Annotated in this window: 16 protein-coding genes; 8 read left to right on the forward strand and 8 right to left on the reverse strand. The window is 46.7% G+C overall.

What is annotated here, in order from left to right; all coding sequences use genetic code 11:
- Window positions 1-43: 43 nt before the first annotated feature.
- The 3 genes from K9W43_12275 to K9W43_12285 all read left to right on the forward strand — a co-directional run bounded on the left by K9W43_12275 (window position 44) and on the right by K9W43_12285 (window position 2,236).
- The gene (locus tag K9W43_12275; protein MCF2138001.1) at window positions 44-256 is read left to right on the forward strand and encodes an integrase core domain-containing protein; all 213 of its coding nucleotides are present in this window, start codon (window positions 44-46) and stop codon (window positions 254-256) included.
- Window positions 257-411: 155 nt separating this feature from the next.
- Window positions 412-1,887: a hypothetical protein gene (locus K9W43_12280; protein ID MCF2138002.1), complete on the forward strand. Its 1,476-nt coding sequence runs from the start codon at window positions 412-414 to the stop codon at window positions 1,885-1,887.
- A gap of 31 nt (window positions 1,888-1,918) precedes the next feature.
- Window positions 1,919-2,236, forward strand: coding sequence for a hypothetical protein (locus K9W43_12285; protein ID MCF2138003.1), 318 nt, complete (start codon window positions 1,919-1,921; stop codon window positions 2,234-2,236).
- Window positions 2,237-2,491: 255 nt separating this feature from the next.
- On the opposite strand, the gene K9W43_12290 is transcribed toward K9W43_12285, so the two are convergent.
- The gene (locus tag K9W43_12290; GenBank protein MCF2138004.1) at window positions 2,492-2,638 is read right to left on the reverse strand and encodes a hypothetical protein; all 147 of its coding nucleotides are present in this window, start codon (window positions 2,636-2,638) and stop codon (window positions 2,492-2,494) included.
- 93 nt (window positions 2,639-2,731) lie between these two features.
- On the opposite strand from K9W43_12290, the gene K9W43_12295 reads away from it, so the two are divergent.
- Entirely contained in the window at window positions 2,732-2,968 is a 237-nt protein-coding gene (locus tag K9W43_12295; protein ID MCF2138005.1) for a hypothetical protein, read from the forward strand.
- 163 nt (window positions 2,969-3,131) lie between these two features.
- On the opposite strand, the gene K9W43_12300 is transcribed toward K9W43_12295, so the two are convergent.
- From K9W43_12300 to K9W43_12315, 4 genes are all read right to left on the reverse strand, one after another.
- The gene (locus K9W43_12300; protein MCF2138006.1) at window positions 3,132-3,398 is read right to left on the reverse strand and encodes a hypothetical protein; all 267 of its coding nucleotides are present in this window, start codon (window positions 3,396-3,398) and stop codon (window positions 3,132-3,134) included.
- Window positions 3,395-3,682: a hypothetical protein gene (locus K9W43_12305; GenBank protein MCF2138007.1), complete on the reverse strand. Its 288-nt coding sequence runs from the start codon at window positions 3,680-3,682 to the stop codon at window positions 3,395-3,397. Before K9W43_12305 ends, K9W43_12300 begins: the two co-directional genes overlap by 4 nt.
- Window positions 3,683-4,050: 368 nt before the next feature.
- Window positions 4,051-5,112, reverse strand: a complete 1,062-nt coding sequence (locus K9W43_12310; protein MCF2138008.1) for a hypothetical protein — start codon at window positions 5,110-5,112, stop codon at window positions 4,051-4,053.
- Window positions 5,112-6,062 carry a hypothetical protein gene (locus tag K9W43_12315; protein ID MCF2138009.1) on the reverse strand — a complete coding sequence of 317 codons (951 nt, stop codon included), beginning with the start codon at window positions 6,060-6,062 and terminating at the stop codon, window positions 5,112-5,114. The genes K9W43_12310 and K9W43_12315 overlap by 1 nt, the downstream gene beginning before the upstream one ends.
- 531 nt (window positions 6,063-6,593) lie before the next feature.
- Here K9W43_12315 and K9W43_12320 point away from each other — a divergent pair.
- From K9W43_12320 to K9W43_12330, 3 genes are read left to right on the forward strand one after another with little or no spacing between them, the layout of a single operon-like run.
- On the forward strand, window positions 6,594-7,505 hold the full coding sequence (locus K9W43_12320; protein ID MCF2138010.1) for a MoxR family ATPase: 912 nt from the start codon (window positions 6,594-6,596) through the stop codon (window positions 7,503-7,505).
- 2 nt (window positions 7,506-7,507) lie between these two features.
- The gene (locus K9W43_12325) at window positions 7,508-10,225 is read left to right on the forward strand and encodes a VWA domain-containing protein (protein ID MCF2138011.1); all 2,718 of its coding nucleotides are present in this window, start codon (window positions 7,508-7,510) and stop codon (window positions 10,223-10,225) included.
- Between the two features lie 5 nt (window positions 10,226-10,230).
- Window positions 10,231-12,408, forward strand: a complete 2,178-nt coding sequence (locus K9W43_12330) for a hypothetical protein (protein ID MCF2138012.1) — start codon at window positions 10,231-10,233, stop codon at window positions 12,406-12,408.
- A 119-nt stretch (window positions 12,409-12,527) separates the two neighbouring features.
- On the opposite strand, the gene K9W43_12335 is transcribed toward K9W43_12330, so the two are convergent.
- The 3 genes from K9W43_12335 to K9W43_12345 form a co-directional block, all read right to left on the reverse strand.
- Entirely contained in the window at window positions 12,528-14,753 is a 2,226-nt protein-coding gene (locus K9W43_12335) for a DUF3160 domain-containing protein (protein ID MCF2138013.1), read from the reverse strand.
- Window positions 14,754-14,914: 161 nt separating this feature from the next.
- On the reverse strand, window positions 14,915-16,834 hold the full coding sequence (locus K9W43_12340; GenBank protein ID MCF2138014.1) for an ABC transporter substrate-binding protein: 1,920 nt from the start codon (window positions 16,832-16,834) through the stop codon (window positions 14,915-14,917).
- Window positions 16,835-17,015: 181 nt separating this feature from the next.
- Window positions 17,016-19,010, reverse strand: a complete 1,995-nt coding sequence (locus tag K9W43_12345) for an ABC transporter substrate-binding protein (GenBank protein MCF2138015.1) — start codon at window positions 19,008-19,010, stop codon at window positions 17,016-17,018.
- 218 nt (window positions 19,011-19,228) lie between these two features.
- Here K9W43_12345 and K9W43_12350 point away from each other — a divergent pair, with 218 nt between their 5' ends.
- Window positions 19,229-19,672, forward strand: coding sequence for a winged helix-turn-helix domain-containing protein (locus K9W43_12350; protein ID MCF2138016.1), 444 nt, complete (start codon window positions 19,229-19,231; stop codon window positions 19,670-19,672).
- Window positions 19,673-19,871 lie beyond the last annotated feature (199 nt).

Consider the following 19,871-nt stretch of genomic DNA (forward strand, 5'->3'; position numbering starts at 1 on the left):
GGTGAGAGGAGGCCTGAGCGCCTTTCAGCGCTGGTGTATCACCATGGGGATCCAGCACATCCGGGCAAGGAGATGCCATCCGCAGACCCTGGGGAAGGTGGAGCGGGTCCACCGGACGATCGACGAGGAGCGGGAGCGGCTCGGGCTGTGCCTGGAGGAGTACCTGGAGTACTACAACAAGGAGCGGCCGCACACCTCCCTGCTGAACCGGGTGCCGGGGGAACTGTACTGGAGTGTGAGGAGGATCCAGAGATGAGAGAGGCGAAGATAAAAAAGGAGGTGTCCCAAAAGTGGTGGTACAAAGTCCTACATCTTCTGTGATTCTACAATCCTCGCTCTTTTTGGAAGAAATCTTATTAACCATTCAATTGCAATCGTGACCATTGTTGGATTATGGAAGGTTTGTGAGTAATGGATACTAGGCCATTATCCCTTAGGAAGTTGAGAGTAATTTCAATTGCTGTCATATTTCTAGTTGTGGTCGGGACTATTGGTTCTTCGTGTGATATGCTTGCCAGATTTTCGAGTATTTCTGCCAATCATGACGTCCTTGTGATTGGGGATACAAATACTGCGGAAACAAGGGCAACATCCAAGTTCATAACCGAAGAGCTTCGAAACTTAGGATGGAACAAAAAAACCAGTATGACTAGGATAAAGTACGACTGGACTAACAATGTAGTTGGTAGAACTACTTCGGTATCAGCATACTGCAATATTGCTGTTTCTTCAAGAAATCCGAGGATCCAGACGGTTTTCATTCGAACCAAAGATGATTTAATGAATGCATTGAAGAGGCATCACGCGACAGTAGTTGTAATTGTAGGACACGGTTCTAAAGCAGGGTTGGCTGTAGGACGATCAAGTTGTAGATGGAACGAACTTGCTAACACACTATTGACTACAAATAACGCAAGAATACCAATAGTCGTTGCATGCTATAGTGCTGAAATTAGCAAGTACTTGAGTAATGCAATCGGGTTCGACGGAATCATTGATGCACGACTTTCTGCAATTGCAGTTAGTGGGCTAATTCTCTCACTATATGGAGCAAATTCTGAATGCATCGTGACAATCAAGTCTCTTTTTGATGCACGCATAACCAATCTTCTTAGTAATCCAGAAGGATTTGACCCACTTATTGACTGGCGAAGCATTGGCAATACTGTAAATACAATAATCAAGTACACTCCAGCGCCATCTACTTCATGGGGAGCTCAAGCAGTTGTAATAAAGCTTGGAATTCTTATGCTGTCATCACTATTGTTGATTGCTTTTGAGCAACTATCCGCAACTCCTGCATCACGTCTGGCAATGATAGCTACTGTGATTGGTAGTGTTGATAGTATAGTAAATCTCATAGCTGATTTGATGACCATTAAACAAATGTTCACGTTGACGATATTCGGTGTGCGAGTGAATCTCTGGCCTGCAGTCAAAATAGGAATATGTGCATTGATCACTGCCGCAATTATCCTGTTGGGTGGACCCGCCATCCTTCTGACTGATGTCCTAAAAGGAGGGCTAAAAGCTACTCTCATTGGACTAGTCACACTCTGGATTTCACCGAGAAGCTACAACTCCATGTTTACAGCAACAGCTCGGATTATAGGCAATACAGTTGGAGACGTCTTCATGCCGCTCATTGTGTCACTACTAGGTTTGATCAATATTAGACTATCTTCAAGTGCGCAATTCATTATCCGAACGTGTATTTACATCTTGACCACTGTAATAGTCATAAATGCGGTCGACAAATTCATGAGTAGCAAAGTGACATATCTGGACCTAACGCAATCATGGATAACTGCACTACAACGGACACTAATCCTGTGGAATCTTTCGTGCTGGATTACAGACTGGATGTTTTACTTAGCTGGTAGATGATTTGCTGATTAGTATGACGGATGAATAGCGAATGACGGAAACCAATGAAGGCCAAGTCGCTGAATCACTAGCACAGTTCAGAGGTCATGTGATCAAGACAGTCTTGTTTGTGATTGTGATGTTAGGTCCTCTGATTATAGCCTATTTCCTTCAAGATGTAATATTGCAATGGATGGGTACAGGTTATGACGAAAGATTTGTTGGACTGGTATGCTGGTCTCTCATGATTATTTGGTGGTTTGCAATGCTCAAAGTCGTTCTTCCGCTATTCAGTAGGAGAATCGACAGTCGAGTTGCGGGCAGCTACACCAAACTTGGACATATTTGGACATTGTTTGTAGGAGTTTAAATACTCCCGGCCACAAGTCACGTATGACCTTCACTCTGATGGTGAGGTTGTTATTGCCCACTGCCGTTGGTGGGCGGACTATGGACCCACTGTCCAAGAAAGTCCAACTTATAATCAACGGTTGCAGACAGCTGCCAAAGAGATGGCCAAGATTGAACATGGGCCTTGTGGGAGTCAACATATTGACGACCCTAGCACTCAATTGAGGCCATGATGAGAAGAGCTAGGTTTCATGACCAAAATCGATTGCAATGACTAGTAGTACCAGAGCGTCACAGATGAAGCCAGTAGGTAGTCATGGTCAATCGTCCAGCCGATGAGAGATGCAATGTCCGTGCCGATGAAGAACAAAGACCAGTAGAGATACCGCCACACTACGAACAGGATGATCATCTCGGCCACACTGGCAATCCAGTAGCGAGCATCGCATGCACCTCTTCTGAATCCGACTACAGTTGCCAGCAGTATTGATGATACTCACTCTTATTGTGAGCATTGTCGGATTGGGTAAAGAACAGTATAGAAAATAATCAATCACAGGTGTCGGAGGTACTTGCTATGTTATCACCTTGTCAATACCGCGTGTTCTTGCTTGTACCTCTTCCAGGTCTGCTGAATATTGCTATCCTGGCCACACTCGATCTTATGAAGAGCAGAGGCGACCTCCCATTCCTGGAGGTCTTTCTGGGCTATGTGAAGAGACTCTCAGTGTCATTCATTGTATTGGGATAGCGCCCCCAGTTTTAAGTAATTGTTTTTTAGTTTTGATAGATCGTTCGAGAATACTTGGGATAAACTGCTAAAGAAGGTAGAAGAGGCTCTTTCAAGGGATGTCTATAGTGGAGAAAAACCTTGTTGGATTGCCTTTGACACAGTTGCATTGAATCGGCGATACTCATCCTTGTGGATTAACTACTCCTGATGAAAACAAAGCCTCAGTAACCCTACTATGTCGAAATTCTAAGTTTCGAGCATTTTTTGAAAAGTCCTCTGGTGATACTGTTTTTCTTATCTCGGCAGTTGGCCTATTGGAGGAAATTTTTATCTTAAAAAGTGGTGCATAACTAAAAGGAGTATCAATCTTGAATTCTATGACTTCATTAGATGCCATCCAATTCAATATAGCTATTAATTTTGGAGCCGCCAACTGTACATACTTCATGTTGTGACCCCCCTCTTAAAGTCAACAAACTTTACGAATGCTTCGGGGATTAGAGGATAGTTTCGATTTGTATATGCATCGTCTAAAAGGTGAAGGTAAAATCTCGACTCGACGTTTTCGGAAATTCCGACTTTGAGACCTATTGCTGAAGCAAATTTACGTCCGGGAGTAATATCAATGACGCGCGGTTTGTTTGAATGTGCATGTACCTCTTTCTGAAACTTTTCTGCAAAACCGCTGTAATCTATTTCGTTACACACTTCAACACTCAGACGGATTGACAAATCATATGCTTCATTGAATTTCTCTAGTCACTTCTCAAAATTGAAGAACGCCAAGTCAAGTTGATCGATGATTCTTTGTTTTCCACTTTCCGGAATTAATCTAAATAAAATAATCTTGTTTGGTTGCCAGTTGTATTTAAAAGGTATGCTGCCCATATTGTATTAAGAACCGCATGCGGACTTAATCCAATTGTAGTAAACCAATACCCCTCTGTCATAACCTTAACTCCTTTGTAACTAGCTATCTTTGAACCCTTATCCTTCAAAAAGATTTTGAGCTGTTTCATAACTTTAGATTTGCATATTTCTGAACTGACAATGTGATAATTCACAATACCCCCATGAAACTTATTTTCTATAAATTTACATTACAAGTCTTGAAAAAATTTCACGAGGTACATATCCATCCACGTATAGAACGATCCGAGCATAGACTGCACTTCGTTGAGTGTGAGGCTTCTGCGCAGGATCATATCGACGACTGCCTTTCGAAGGTACGGATAGTAGTGCGGCAGTGGAAGAACATTGAGCGGGAACGTATTGTGCTTGGTGAGGAACACGTTGACGCGCTCGATCCATCTGGCATTGATCACGTCCTCTGTGTAGCTCTTCGGGTCCTCGGTCATGAGCGAGTCCAATTCCGCGAGTAGAGGTGAGAAGACCTCACGTTGGATTTGATCGAATGGGTATCCCTCGACCCGTGCAGTTGGAGAGGTCGCCCGTTCTTTGTAGAGACCTGCAAGATCGTCAGAGCCGGGGACGGTATAGATCTCTCTCTGGAACCTGACGAGGCGAGAGAACTCGGAGGAAATGCTCCTGTCCTTTTCAAGGACCGAGAAGACATGGACAAAGTGGGTGCTATCCCAAGTCTGATTATCAAAGATCGCCTTGTACTCGCTGATGGTCGTGCGGTACGCGCTGGGGATTCGAAGTTCATGAGGGCTTGTGATGCTCCAGATATTGAAGAAGATAAATGGCGGGATCGTGAACCGTGTACTTGACTTGAGGCGGTAGCTCGGGAAGCAATAGTTCCCATCAACTACGATTATGTCTGGTTTGAACTCTTCGACGCCACGCTCTTTTGCGTAGCTTGCCGTTGCGCCCTGAATGAGATCCAGCACGTGTTCAGGAGGTAATGGTAAAAATTCTCGTGGCCTGACAAGATGAAGGTTCTCGCTCAATGGGAGATAATATGCGGTCTCGACGCTGGGTAGAGAGAAGGCGGTCTCAAAGGTACGTTCGCCCGTGAACTTGAGATCCTTGAGCGCCTGGAAGAGATCCTGATTGGTGTGATTGATGTCTACCGCAAGGACGCGCAATGGTGGATCCTGAGAGAGGGCCCACGCGGTGAGAGCGATGGATAATGGTGTCTTGCCGCTTCCACCCTTGTTGCTGGTGACGATAATTGTCTGTGGCGTGTCGATCTTCATTATATCACTATCCAACCATTTCCTGTCAAGAGTCCTATTATGAATCCTAGAACGGTACCCCACCCTATATAGAGCACCGCATCAGTAAGCATCTGCAAGACAACGATTCCCACGAACGTCAACATCAGCTTCTTGATGATGTCACTGGGTGTTGCCAACTTGATGAGATCGCTCTTCGCGGCCTCGAGGAGTCGAAGGTCAGTTCTCATGTCGCGTGTGGCATCTTCGAGTTTTGCACGGATGTATCCCGAGTCCTGTGAGAAGCGTCCCTCTTCTAATATTATAGAGCTGTTCTTCCAGCGCCTAATGAACTCGTCAAGTGACTCCAGTACGCTCTGTCTGTTCTTCTCAACTAAGACCTCATAGCGCCTGACCTCGTAGACCACGACCTTGATCACGCTGGCCAAGACAATGAGAGTGCTGAGATTGAGGACGCTATTGAGAAAGAAACTGACTCCTAAGAGCGAGCTTCCCGGAAAGAATTCTCGGATAATTGCGAGACCCCTCAGTCCGGCAGCCTTGTACAATGCAATGAACAAGAGCAGCTTGAGGCTCAAGTAGGCCCTTGAGAGGCTCTGGCGAATGAAGCTCCGAGTCACCGGTCCGCCAGCAGTGAACGGTCGATGAACGAAGACGGAGAAGATCGTTCCTCCGATATTGACCATAAAGAGAAATGACAGGAAGAGCAGACCCAGCCCGAGTGCCAATCGTACCCAGCCCGTGACGCTCATCACTCCCGAGTCGATCATCTCCAGAGTTTGTTGAAGTGTTGCGACATCACGATTGGCGATTGCTGTCTGAATGGTCGTGATCAGGTCGGGGTTTGAGAGAAGATACCCTATGAAAAAAATGCCGTAGAGCAGAATTGCCACGAACGAGGCTGCATTGACGGAGATAAAAATGGTCTCCAGTCTGCTGTCGTTATGAGTACGATGGCTCTTGTGGCGCATGACGATGCTCCCCTTGCAGGTGGCAGGGTATAATTCCCATTCGTTAGCATATATGATTTCCTAGTTGGTCATTGCAAAACTGGTCATTTTTCGAAAATTTGGGCCCTTAACTATCTCGATTCAATGATATTATCGATCTGGTATCGAAGCGGTTGCAGGCCGCAGAGAACTTCGGCCTCGCATGCGACTTTTGTAGGAACTTAAATAGGTCTTATCTCTTCTAGAATATGACCTTCAACCTGACGGACAATCGATCGATGTTTATTGCCGTTCGTTGGTGGGCGGGATTCGGACTCATCGTCAAAGATTGTTCAGCTTACAGTAAACGGTACAAACAAACAATACGAACTTGTTTGGATTGTGTGGGCAAGAGCGTTGTAAGACGCTGATCGAGTCGATTATACGATCGATGAATCGAGTGGCGGGTTGTAGATCTCTCAATGCATGGCCGGTGCCGCTGGTGGGCGGACTCGGTGGATGTGACATCTGGTCAAGATAGTCCAACTTACAATCAACGGAGGGTAACAGTAGATGGGTAGCGCAGATACAGAAGACAGGGGATCAAATTCCGATTTCATAGATCTGGCAAGAGGTCTTGTTATTGAGCGTCAGGTTCCATCTGTGAAGTTGGTGAAAAAGGGTCAATATGCTGCTGCTTTCGAGTGGTTAGAGGCAGCAGATGCGGCAGGGCTCACTCCGGCACTGACAGGGCCTCCGGGAACGGGTAAGACACTGTTGGCCACATCATATGCCCTTGAGACCGGCAGGGGATTCGAGGTGATGACTCTGGATGATTCAACCCGGCCTGCACATTTGGTCGGTGTTCACAATCCTGCGCAGGTGCTTAAGGGTGGGTATGGTTGGAAGTCCTTCGAACCCGGGCCACTCACTCGGCTCTTTGTCTCAGGTGGTGTTTTCGTAGCGAACGAGTTGAATAGAGCCAACGAATTTGTCCAGAACAGCTTTCTCGAGTGGCTGGAAGAGCGGACCCTCTATCTTCCACAATTGGCACGAGTGCGAGCGCATGATGACTTTTTCATGATCGCTGCTGTAAACCCTGGCGACATGGCAGGTACGCATCGAATGTCCGAGGCTCTAAAGGATCGGATTCGCGTCTGGATCAAACTTGACTATCCACAACCGTCAGTGGAGATGGACATCATCCGTGCAAATGTACCCGAGATCACACTCTCGAAAGAATTCATTCAGAAAGCGCATCAATTGATCATTGCGACCCGCAACCACCGCGAGATCAAGACTCCCGCATCTATTCGTTCTGCGATCGCAATCGTCCGAATGGCATCGCAAGTTGGAGGCAAGAAGAAAGAGATCTCAGATACGGAGTTCGAGAACATCGCCATGTTAGTCCTTCCCAAGGGGATCGAGCCCAAACCCGGGTTTGATGCGGAAGCCATAACCAAGGCACTGCTTCAAGGATTATGAACATGGGAGTGGGAGCATTGACCATTGCCCTAGACCAATTCGCTCTTGAGTTTGTACGGCTGGCAAGAGAGGAACCGCCTCCCAGTATACGTGATGATCTCTTTTCAACGCGGCAATCCATTGCTATTGTAAATCTCGGGCTTTTGAGAAGGTTTCAGATTGGAGCCGACCTGTCCATTCCTGATCTGGTGGAACTGGCAATTATCACCACGCCATTAGAGGCGCAAGGTTATGCTGAGATGATCGCTCTTCGAGTCCTTCTGGGTGATGAGCGTGAGGTTATGAACACGGATCGGGGGATTCCCGAGCTAGTAGACCCTGAAGATGTGCAGATCGTTCCGGGTGGTGGTACTAGTAGTAGGAAACCCGGGCTGAGTCAACATCCACGTAGTTCGCGTTTCAGAAAGCGATTGACCCCAAAGGAACTCTTCGATGTCTTGTCACTCATTGCAGAACAGAGGATCGAGACCGAGATCAAGTCTGAGGCCATCACGTTTGCGAATCAGGTAGAGGAAGACCTCTTTGCCCAGAGTAGGGACTCGATCAGCGAGGATGAAAAGAGACAGTATGTCATGCATCGCACCTCTTTCGAACTGGTCGGTGGTAGACGCGGCATATTGCAGAGAGAGATCACCAACTATGATGATCTCTTCGATGCTGCACGAAGAGAGGTTCTCACTGCGCTTCCGCTCTTTGACAAACATAAACTCAGTCAGGGTCAAGCCCTCGGACTAAATGAAGAGATGAAAGAGTTGACCCGGCGGGACGATCAGGCGTTGGCGCTTGCTGTTCTTGATACGGTCACTTCGAGACAAGAGCCTCCCGAGACAAAGATACTGATGGATGACGCTCCGATCTCTCATATCATGTCCGCCTATGATACTCTCTTAGAGTACGAGCAATTCATCGACAGAATGGGACTGGCCCCGACTTCTGAGGCACCGCATCTACAGGAAGTCAAAGTGCAATTGCAAGAATCGATTCGGCAGAACGTGGAATTGTTGTCGGATCTCCTACAGTACCCCGAACTCTTTCAGGATGGCATTGATCATCATACGCTCAGAGCAATGGCTGATGCAACCCTGCGAACAGCGTCCCCTCTTGATGCGCTTAAGCAGGCCCGCAGTGTTGATGAGCAATTATGGACCGACCTCTCGACCTATGTCTATGAGAGAGCGAAAAAAGATCTTGAGTTGCTCACTGCACAGGATGTCTTGGATGATCCCATCCTGTCACCTGAATGGGCGAGGCTGCTTCATGATCGACTTGATGTGCTGACTGATGCAAGCTGGGAAGAGCGAAGGCAGATTGTCAATCGTCTTGAAGAACTAAGCGAATACGCAAGCCGGGCCCCATCAGTGGTTACCGCTCTCTTATCTGAGACCCAATCTCAGCTTCAGTCCATGATCCCGCAGGCCTCATCGTTAGAGGAAGTTATCTCCACTAAATCGTTGAGTGATACTGCTCAGCTCACAAAAGAGGTCTCACAAGATTTTCAGGACTGGATGGATCAGCGGATAGATCGTGTTGGCAGCCGTGACGAACTGGTCAATGTCGTAGAGACCGCAAAGGCCGAGGGCCTGCCTTTTTCCTCCGGTCATGTTTATGATAAGGGGACTGCCCTTGAAATGCCTCGTGCGGAACTCTCCAAATTACTTGGCAATATGTTTGATTATCTGATGAATCTGATGGAATTTGACAATCCCTCTTTTGAGCGGGTCGAGTCATTGATAGAGAACGCGCACTTCTCTCTCAGCGAGATTGAACTTCTGGTCTCACGCGCGATCGAACAATCCTGTTCGGGCGCATTGGGTGCCCTGGCCTATCACGACACGGATAAAATCCTCAAGACCGTACCATCCTCTGCTGCGGATTTGTTACAACAAGGTCTCGGCGCAGGTGCAGGGGAGAATCTGCTTAAAATCTGGTTCGAATATTCCGGGCGTCTCCCAGACTGGATGCGTGACCCGATCAAGCAGGTGGCCAAGCGAGTTGTGATCGAGCTCGGGAAGAAAAAAGCGTCAAGCCTGATCGGTTCATCTGAGGCTGGTGCCTTGCCTAATGGCACGGTCCGGCCGTACTTTCTTGGTGACGATCCTGATACTGTTGATATTGATGAGACCCTTGAACATATTCTCTCCACAGGGAAGCCAAGAGATGCCATAACGGTGGATGACTTTGTGGTGCGTAGAATGGTCTCAGGCAGGCGTTGTGTTGTATTCCTTGTGGACATCTCTGGGTCGATGAGGGGCAGACCTCTGAGTGCTGCAACACTGGTCGCCTCTATGCTTCTTGCTGCCTTCGCCCGGGATGAACTTGGTGTTGCACTGTTCGAGTCAAACTCGCATGTCGTGTGTGAGATCGGTGAGGCAGTCGATATCGATGTGGTGATGGACACGCTGTTGGATCTCACAGCACGCGGTGGCACACAGATGAGTTCGGCTCTGCGCTGGGCCCGTGATGAGTTTGCGAAGTCCCGAAGTCAGGATAAGATGCTCATCATGGTCACCGATGCAAATCTGGCGGACTTTGCAAAGTCCATACCGATCATGGAGGAGATCGCAGACATGGGAGTCACGAGTCTTCTTGCGATCCCCGTCTCGACTTATGGAATTGGGAACATCCAGGCTATTATCGAGTCCGCCTCGGCTCAGATGGTCCCGATAAAGAGCTGGGACAACTTTCCCGAGCTTGTCAGTGAGATCTTGTCACGGAGATAGAGACCATGGTGTTTCGATTTGTAGAGGATAAACGATTGGCCAAGGCCAAGAAAATCAGTGACTCCAAGGTCAGCTTGCATATTATTCGTGAACGGCCACTCAGCCTCTGGGCCTCCATTCAGGGGAGTGCAAAGGACCCCTACTATATAGCGATCGACCTTGAGATGGGTGTCGTCGGGCATGTCTGTCCTGACTTTCTCCGGTCAAAGTCACGGCCGTCTGATATGACCCTCGGCTGGTGCAAACATCTCGGAAAGATTCTCTTGATGCTTGATGACGTTCAAGTTGGCGAGTTATACCAAGCGGTTGAATCACTCAGGATTATCAAGAGTGAGACGGCTCTCGCAGAGATTATTGAACGTATCAAGATGAAGGCCCAAAAGTCACCGGAAGAAAATGAGGTCAGTCTTCGTGATAGCCTTGCTCATGCTGTAAAGTCCTCTACCATTTCTGATGAAGAGTTGGATGCTATCAGGGAAAAGTTGCGTGCTGAGATCGGGCAGGGCTCACTGTTTTACCGGCTTATGCATATGGCGTCAATTTTGGAGGAGTCGCAACAGTTCGCAAAAGTTGTCATGCCGCTAATGATTCCCTACTGGCGACGTGCCGAGCAAGATTTCTTTACTGCATTCTGGTCAGTTGGTGGAATCCATCGACTGGATGTGGCATATCTCCTCGCTCATATTGGCCGTCAGCTGGGATTGAGTGTGTCTATTGATCTCTTACAGGTACCGAAGGATCTCTTGCGCGAAGAAGTAGCGGATGCGAAGATCACTCTAGATGTGATGGGTCTTGAGCATCGTGCGTTCCGTCGTGTCTCGGACGATCTGGTTCAGCAACGAATGGAGCGTCTGTTGTTTCTTCTCGGCATAACTGAGGCCAAGGTCGATGATGTTAGACAATATATCGAGTCCCATACTCGGAAGATGCACGTGGACGAGAATAAACCGCAAGTCGATGATTTTCTTATTTATTGCCTTCAGTCAGTTCATCATACCACACCATTAGATATCCGTAAGTATGAGCGAAAGAAATCCTATGTGCTTCCTCGTGAGATACTGGACGATCCCGTTCTCTCATTTGTTCTCAAGTCTATCAGTGCGACACGCTCATTGGAGCTCACAATCGAAGAAGTGTATGTACATCGTACCCTGTTCGATTGGTTGAAGGATCCGACTGATGAAACGATTTGGATTGAGAGACCCCGCAAGTGGACTCCTGATAATTTATTAAATCCGGGAGGATACATTGTCCAATGGGCTGTTAATTCCACCCGCTTTCACCATGAGTTTCTTCACGCATATGATGCCACTGATAGGCTTGTCATTGATCCGACCAGTCCCATCTATCCCGAGATTCAACCGTTCGATCTGACCCTCTGTCAGGCCGCTAGTCAGAGAGGACTTGGATTGGAACGGGTCGTGCGTCCTATGAATATTCTCAGTCCCGAGCAGACTGTTAGGCTGGTCCTGAAGGGAACCAAGATCATCTCGAACGTTCTTCCTTGGAGCGTGTTGCAAGAGTTTGCGCGTGTAGGTGTTGTCAAGGCGGGCGAGATCGCAGCGGCTGTTCGTGAGTGTCGCGGTCTACGTTTTGTATATGGGAGTCATGCTTTAGAACAGGCCCTTCTAGCCATTCAGCACTTGGGATCATCGGGCATGTCGCAAAAGAAGTACTCGGAATTTCACGTGATACTTCGTACCTCGCCTCGTAGAACAACCGTTGATGTCGCTCGAATAGCGCAACAGATTATCCTTAACGAAGGTCCCGAGTGTCAACTTCTCACAAGTATTGTAGCCACTAAAAATGATCATTTGCGGCTGGTTGCCAGTATTGCACGGTCTACGGATAATATCATTAAGTTTCGGAAAGATCTGTGCACGGCCATCGTTGAGCATGTGATCGGTCAATCGATCTACGAGGGCATTCTCACCAAAATTGTCAAGAGTGATCTTCGTCATTATGAGATGTTCAAAGACATACTGAAACAACACATCATGGCCGACCTAGTAAAAGCTGAGAGCGTCCTTGCATCCAACCCGGATAGTCAAGCCATTCGGCAGAACCGCCTGCTCCAAATTCTCACAAAGTCCGTCACGACCCCGCGCTCCGGTCCGGTCTCATCTCAAGTCCTTGAGGAATTCAATCGGCTTGTTGGTGAAATTCACAAGTTGGTTGATTGATTGATAGATAGATCGGTGTCCCGTTCACAAGAACACAGGAGCCCCCGAAATTAAAAAAGAACTACAAAAAAAGAGAGGCAAGAGCCTGAAGATTGATCATCAAGCTCTTTGTGTGTGCATTATACATTCCACTGGTCGCGTGTCAGGAAGACGATCGCACCTGATGCACTATGACCGACGGCGAAGCTTTCAGTCCATGAGGGCATTGATGGCGCACTCTGAGAGGATAGCATATCCTGCCATGCCTCATCGGTGAGCCGATCACTTGCAGGATGAGTGAACTCGTAGTATGAGAACGTCCCTCCACGGGTGATGAGGATCTGGCCGTTCACAGAGGTCACGACATAGATCAACATGGGATTACCAACTGCCTCTTCGAGAACCTGTCCCGAGTTAGGGTCGGTGTGCACGTCCGCAATCACTGCCATCTGTTTATCTGCACTGCTGACCAGCATACTATCTTCAGGCATCGTGGATATTGCTTCTAACGTGCTCCCGCTCGCACTTATCGTAAGCAGGTCTGTTTCATTGAGGGCTTTTCCCGATAACTCCTTGATCGAGATCGCCCGGAGATCAAGAAGGAACTCGTGGAGCCTTGTCAGTTGTGACCTCATGCTGTTCGATATAAGATCCCTCTTTTCCAATCCGGATAGCATCATTTTACATAGTGATGCAAGTCGTCCGTAGAGTTTTGGCACTGGTTCGACGTATCCTTGACTCGTCTCACCTATAGCAGTAAATCTTCCATAGGACTGTTTGGCATAGAGAATCGTGTCATGACGTAGTTCAGTCCATGAGGCCAATGCGGTCATTAGTTGTTTGTCAACCCATGCACTATTCTGCATAAATAGAGGATAGTTCTGGGTAGGTTGTTCAAGAAGTGGCAGTAGACTGTAAAGCCATAGATAGTACAGATTAGAGGTCCAGGTCTCAGCAGTGAGATTCCCCATCTTGTTACGCAGCATCGCCATCTGCTCGACGTAATTAGGATATTTTTTATCATCCTCAAGGAGCTTCCACGCACGCTCAGAACCAAGCGCCGCCATGACATCCAATCCCTTAGGCATGAACCGATTCTCTACGTGAGAGTAAACAAGCTGAGAGAGGATATAGCTGTCAGGGATGTATCGCTGTCCCATAAACCTGAGTCCCATTGTCTGATTGATGTTTTCAAAATCACCTAGAAGACTGGAGAGAATCTGAGGCGATCTCAGTTTGACGGCCGATTCGATGAACTTTGAGAGAAGCGTGTCATTAGCAAGCGTTGTAAAGCTCGGGTTCAGACCATAGGTCTCGTTGATGAGCTTGAGATATTCGGTGGGCAGAAGATCGTCAGCCTCACCAACAAAGAATACCGTAGGATAGTATATTGCCTCCCAGAGATCATAGCCATCAACATCCGAGCCAAAGAATGGGACTGGGTTCTTCAGGGCAAGTGTTAGCAGAATTGCTTGAGCGGTCTCGTTCATTCCCTTCGCATTGTTGCTGAGCGAGCCTTTGGGAACGAGTCGAAAACCAATTCGACCGTACCACATCATTGCCAAGAAGAACTGCTCTAATCTGTAGCTTCGAGTATAGTGACCACGCGGAACGTACTGCGTGAAGTCCTCCTTGTATTCCATGAACCAATCATCGGTCATCTGTGAATGTTGATCAATGAGGCTGAGCACCTTGTTCACTTCTGTCTGGGCCTCGGGAAGGATAGATGTCGTGTTGTCGAGTAGATATGCGGCTACGGAGAAATAGATGACGTTCCTGAGGGCAGCATCTTGCCATCTACCCGGTGGCGCGGCATGATATTGATCGATTGAGGAGTCAAGCATCATCGTTGTAACATTACCCAACAGATCCCAGAATGAATAGACCTCCGCCTCTCGCAGGGAAAGATCATAGAGAACGTGAAACGCATGAAGTACTGCATCCGAAGTCACAAAACTTGGAAGCCCGTTGCCCTCATTTTCTATTAGGATGTCATAGATCTGTTTGTAGTCGGACTGTGGGACTGCCACGAAACCGTTGGTCTCAAGCAGTTGCTTCTGTTCTGTTGTGAGGTCTGGGAACGAGTCCAAATTAACAACGTTTGTCAAACCTGGCGAGATGGTGTATTGAGGCGCATTTATGGTGAAGTTTTCGCTATAAGGCTCATAGTCTGCAAAGGCATGCGAAATCGTTGTGTTGATCTGAACTCCAAGACCATTGACCTGAATCTGTGGAATTGTCGGGATCCCAAACCATGAGACATACCCGGCAATCCCAACTATCAGAGTTGCGGCAAGAATCGATGAGATCACTCCGCTGGTAATCATCTTCTTTTTGGTGGTTGGTTCTAAAGTCAATACGCTCATGGTTCAAATAGTAGCTACAATTATACTTAGTACCACGGTTTAGAACAGTGATGGACTGGTCTGTCCACAAATTAGAACAGTCAATCGTTCGATGACGCTATAGTGATGTTTGGGTAATCTGGCTCACGTTACGAACACTCGTCAAATTTTGCTTCTTTGCTCTATGTTGTCGTTCTACGCCTACGGATGTTAGCCGTATAATCTAAGATGAGCGACCCGGCCACGATTGCATCTACAACAAGAGATACAGCTATGAACACATTCAGTGGTGAATCGATCCATGGAATCTCTTTTGGTTGTTGCATTGTTGATTGATTTGTCCCGTTACTACGAACAGGACCATAGAAGTAGATCGAGTTATGTGTTAGCTCGATAAATTCTCCCGCAATGTGTTCCGTCACATTAAATGGGCCACTGGTCACCATAGGTTTATTCGGGGGCTGTGGGTCCCATGTGTCCCAATTTTCCGGACCAATGCTCTCAAAGACATGCTTGGGGATGATTGGTAGGCGACCTAGAGTATGAAAATTCCAGTATGACGTGTCATTGAATTCTGCAACTACCACATAAGCAGTCGGAGTGGTTGCGGAAACAAGGTTTGTCAGACTGTAGCTATAGGGATTATCTCTATGATTTGGATTAACATCTCCTTGTTTATAGTAATTAATAGAGAACGCCACATCCTCTGCTGTGAGAGGTGTATTATCACTCCAACTTGCGTTTTGCAACACTCGGAAAGTATATCGGATGTGCCCATCCAAGACCGATGGATTATCGGCATGGGTTTCTACGAGGTAGCTCTCTGCAAGCCAATTGATGATATTTCCTTGCCAGTCCCAGACCAGTAGACTATCGTAGAGTTCACCAAGTACACCTCTCGCATAGTCACCGTAAGGGGCAGAATTAGCCTCATAGATCATGAAATTGAACGTGTCTATATCCTTTGAAATGCTCCACCGAAAGGTCCCTCCAAAGGGTCCGCCCCGATCGGCTCTCAAATGAGCCTTCTGATTTGTCCACCAATATGGAATAGGATTGGCGACATCATGAAGGAACCCCTCAAATCGATCAGTCCTGTGAGCAGTCAATAATACGTTCTCGTAGCAGACTATTACTGGACACTGATAGACTAAGATATTCTGCATCTCAATGGCTGCGTGATATATCTCATCATAATCGGTGGAGTACAGTATAATATCTTTCCATGCATCATAGTCGGAGTTGCAAAAATTGGGGAAGTTGTGATACGGCTCACTTGCTGATTCGCTACTATACTCATAGGCTAGCCAGTCAACATCAAAATTTCGGAAGTTCGTACCGAGGAATACGATATCGTAGTCTTTGTGATAATTTAGATTATAAATCACATCGATAAGATCTATTGATAGTGCTATAGCATCAAAACCAAGGTCTCTCAGTGCTTCTGTGATGATTGCGCTCACATTCGCATTGGTGCCTGAATTCCAATATTCAACAAGGATTGTTTCAAGATCCACAGTGCCAGAGCCACCGTGACCGGGACCCTCAAGGTATCCGTCACTATCAGAATCGATAAATCCGGCAGCAGTAAGAAGCTGCTTTCCCTTGGTAATGTCCGCCTCATAATAGTGGTAGGTGAGCAAATCCTCTGCTGAGAAGGGATTGGATTTTGGCACTACTGAATCTAGAGGTTCTGCGAGACCGTCCCATACCTCTTCAGAGATCCTCACTTTATCAAGTGCGAAGGCCAGTGCTCTGCGAAATGCGGTGATGTTGAATGGGTATTTTGCAGTGTTGATAGTAATGTACCCATAACCATTACGCGGAGTCTTGACGACTTCTATGTCCTCAGTAGCAGTCAAGGTCGAAAAGTACTTCGGGTCTACTATATCACCAATGAAATCAATCGAACCGTTTTGAAGAGCTAGTGCTTGTTGATCAGGATCCTCTATGATATTATAGACAAGTCTATCGATGAATGGCCCAGTTTGGGGATTCCCTAGGATAGTAGATTGTGCTGTAACAGCCGTTGGCGAGAATGTTGCGACAAGAATGATCGCAATGCTCATAATCGTTACTACGCTCTTCGGATACCGTAACATAGTTTTTCATTCCCCATGTGCACCAACAGCCATACAAGATAGTATTTTGAATAATAGGATAAATCGGTTCTGATGTTATTTAGGGCACATAGTAGTTTCAGTGCGTCCACTTGTACGATGAACCTGAGAGAGATTATTTATAATATCTTATCTTGTCTTGGCAAGACCATCTCTCTGCGACTCACTTACGTTTCCGAAAGATGAACTGATAATCTATGACTATCACTATGGCCACTATTCCATCGATTGCAAGAGCCACGCTTAGGAACATCATCTTTGATGGATCATTCCACCATGCTGTTGTTTCAGAGACCGTAGAGCCACCGGTGCTATTTGTGGTACCTGATGTATTTGTCAATGACCTATCAGGTCTATAGAAGTAGTTTGGATTGTAGGTCAGTTCGATAAATTCTCCTCGCACATACTTGGAGATGTTGAACGGACCACTGGTCACCATCGTGTGATCTGGGGGAAAAGGCAACCATGTGTTCCAATTATCATAGCCGATCTGCTCGAAGATGTGTTTTGGAATAATTGGTTTGTATCCGATCTTATGAAGATGCCAATAGGACTCTGTTTTGAACTTCACAACCAGTGAGTATTGACTGGTGGCATATGCATCTATCAAGTCTGTGAGGTCTTGACCATAAGGATTACCGGGAGCCAGTCTGTAGTAGTTCAATGCATATGCAACATCCTCCGCAGTGAGCGGTCGTTCATCGATCCATGTCGCATTTTTAATTAATTGGAACGTCACGTGTGTATGGCCCTCAGGTACTGATGAGTTGTCCGCATGAGTTTCAATATCGTAGCTCTCTGCAAGCCATTTTAAGTCACGGCCCTGTGGGTCCCGAACGAGTAGAGTATCATAAAGATGGCTAAGGAAGTCAACTGTGTATCTAGAGCTATGCACCATGAAATTAAACGTGTCAATGTCAAGAGGTATGCTCCAGCGAAATGTACCTCCGAATGGATAGTTCAGATTGTCCTTTAGATGGATTTTCAGATTTGTCCACCAACTTGAAACGCCCTCTGACACATCATTGACAAAGCCCTCGAACTTGTCAGTCCTGTAAGCTGAGAGGAAGTGGCTATCATAGCAGACGATGATCGGGCTCTGGTAGAATATGATCTTCTGCATTTCGATGGCCGCCTGAGACACCTTCTCATAGTCTGAGGAGTGAAGTAACTGATCTCTCCAAGCATCGTAGTCAGAGTTCCGGAAGTTTGGGAAGTTCCTGCACGACTCATTTGCGTACTCGCTCCAGTATTCATAGGCAAGCCAGTCAACATCGAAGTTGTCGAACTGGGTGGTGTAGAATGCAATATCGTAGTCTTGGTGGAAGTTCAACCTGTTGAGATACTCGTAGAAGTCAGTAGGTCTGGTCTCTGCTTCGATGCCGAGATCAGCAAGTGCCTCTGCAACAATCGTGCTCACCTCGATCGTCATATTGTAACCCTGCGCGCACTCGATGATGACCTTGTTGAGTTCTACAGTACCTGCGCCGCTCGGACCGGGGCCTTCGAGGTAACCATCACTGTCGGAGTCAAGAAATCCTGCTGCTGCAAGGAGCTGTTTGCCCTTGTTAACATCTGCCCGGTAATAGTGATCTTCGAAGACGTTCTCAGCCGAAAGAGGATTCATCTCAGGCACAATGGAATCTAGAGGTTGTGCGAGGCCGTCCCAGACCTCATTGGAGATCTTCTCCTTGTCAAGAGCAAAGGCAAGTGCTCTTCGGTAGGCTGTGATGTTGAAAGGGTACTTTGCAGTGTTAATGGTGATATAGCCATACGCATTATACGGGGTCTCAGCAATTTCTATGCTCTCTGACTCACGCAAATTCGCGGCATATGTGGGGTCAACGTCGCCGCCTATAATATCGATCCCATTATTTTGGAGTGCACGCATCTGCTCCGCATCACTCTCGATCACGTAGTATACAATCTTGTCGATGAAGGGCCCGGTCTTTAGCTGCTCCTGATCTATTGTCTGTGACACGGACAAGATCGGAGTGAATGTCGTAAAGACCAATAGGACGATAAATGCGATTGCGATCCGTTTCTCCGCATACCCCATCATGTTCTCTCTCTGCAAAAAACTATTTGAACTAAATACACACTGTTTAGTATAAAGTAGTTCTGATGCAAGTAGAGCACAATAATATTTTGCGTTCATGACGAATACGAGTCCGAATTTGATGATGAATACACACACCAGATGATCCGACGAACTCGATTGAAATTGTTCTGACATAAAATAGGTATGACTTTTTATTTTAAGTTTCTTTTAAATTTCGGGCGTGATCTTGGACATCGACTTGGATTGCTTCTCCGACTAGGCGGTGACCAAAACACTAAACACCGCCATTAGTAATAGTATTGGTCTGGATTACGATGGATGATGACTTGGAACTCGAGCCAAAGTTGCGTGGAACGACTCTGAGAGTGTATTGGTTTTTGTTACAGAGTGGGCGTTCTGTTGGTGTCAGGGAAGTCCAACGCAGCCTGAATCTATCCAGTCCCTCGGTGGCCAGTCATCATCTCACGAAGCTAGAACGATTATCCCTTGTTGAGAAGAATACAGACAACACGTACGATCTTGTCAGAGTGGTCAAGGTTGGGGTCCTGAGAAATTTTACAATGTTCAGAGGTGTCGCTCTTCCCCGTTTCTTCTTTCTGGCCGTTCTCTTTACAGCCTTCACGGTTCTCTATGTGATTCTCTCATTTAGTGCCCCTCCGGGACTATTTGATCGAGTGGCATTGATCGTCTTAGGGGTCACAGGTGCGATCTTCACATGGGTTGAAACCTACCGTTTAATTAAGATAAAATTCTTTTAAATTAGAAATAAAGTCTAATTTAATAAAAAAGAAAATAGCAATATTAATAATAACCGAATTCTCCAACAGAATTATACTTGGTCCATACTAGCGAGTGACTTTCAGTTGATTGATGACAGTGTAAAAACAGAAGATTAAAAATCTGAATTGAATCACGATTCTTAATACAATAATAAAAATCGGCACTAAAAGTATAACA

This window comes from Candidatus Thorarchaeota archaeon (assembly GCA_021498125.1).
Classification (GTDB): Archaea; Asgardarchaeota; Thorarchaeia; order Thorarchaeales; family Thorarchaeaceae; genus B65-G9.

Bases quoted from the DNA above. Each gene is read 5' to 3' on its own strand.
- K9W43_12345 (MCF2138015.1), bottom strand. From the start codon at position 19,010: ATGAACGCAAAATATTATTGTGCTCTACTTGCATCAGAACTACTTTAT.
- K9W43_12335 (MCF2138013.1), bottom strand. From the start codon at position 14,753: ATGAGCGTATTGACTTTAGAACCAACCACCAAAAAGAAGATGATTACC.
- K9W43_12325 (MCF2138011.1), top strand. From the start codon at position 7,508: ATGGGAGTGGGAGCATTGACCATTGCCCTAGACCAATTCGCTCTTGAG.
- K9W43_12300 (MCF2138006.1), bottom strand. From the start codon at position 3,398: ATGAAGTATGTACAGTTGGCGGCTCCAAAATTAATAGCTATATTGAAT.
- K9W43_12275 (MCF2138001.1), top strand. From the start codon at position 44: ATGGGGATCCAGCACATCCGGGCAAGGAGATGCCATCCGCAGACCCTG.
- K9W43_12280 (MCF2138002.1), top strand. From the start codon at position 412: ATGGATACTAGGCCATTATCCCTTAGGAAGTTGAGAGTAATTTCAATT.
- K9W43_12340 (MCF2138014.1), bottom strand. From the start codon at position 16,834: ATGTTACGGTATCCGAAGAGCGTAGTAACGATTATGAGCATTGCGATC.
- K9W43_12330 (MCF2138012.1), top strand. From the start codon at position 10,231: ATGGTGTTTCGATTTGTAGAGGATAAACGATTGGCCAAGGCCAAGAAA.
- K9W43_12350 (MCF2138016.1), top strand. From the start codon at position 19,229: ATGGATGATGACTTGGAACTCGAGCCAAAGTTGCGTGGAACGACTCTG.
- K9W43_12310 (MCF2138008.1), bottom strand. From the start codon at position 5,112: ATGAAGATCGACACGCCACAGACAATTATCGTCACCAGCAACAAGGGT.
- K9W43_12315 (MCF2138009.1), bottom strand. From the start codon at position 6,062: ATGCGCCACAAGAGCCATCGTACTCATAACGACAGCAGACTGGAGACC.
- K9W43_12285 (MCF2138003.1), top strand. From the start codon at position 1,919: ATGACGGAAACCAATGAAGGCCAAGTCGCTGAATCACTAGCACAGTTC.
- K9W43_12320 (MCF2138010.1), top strand. From the start codon at position 6,594: ATGGGTAGCGCAGATACAGAAGACAGGGGATCAAATTCCGATTTCATA.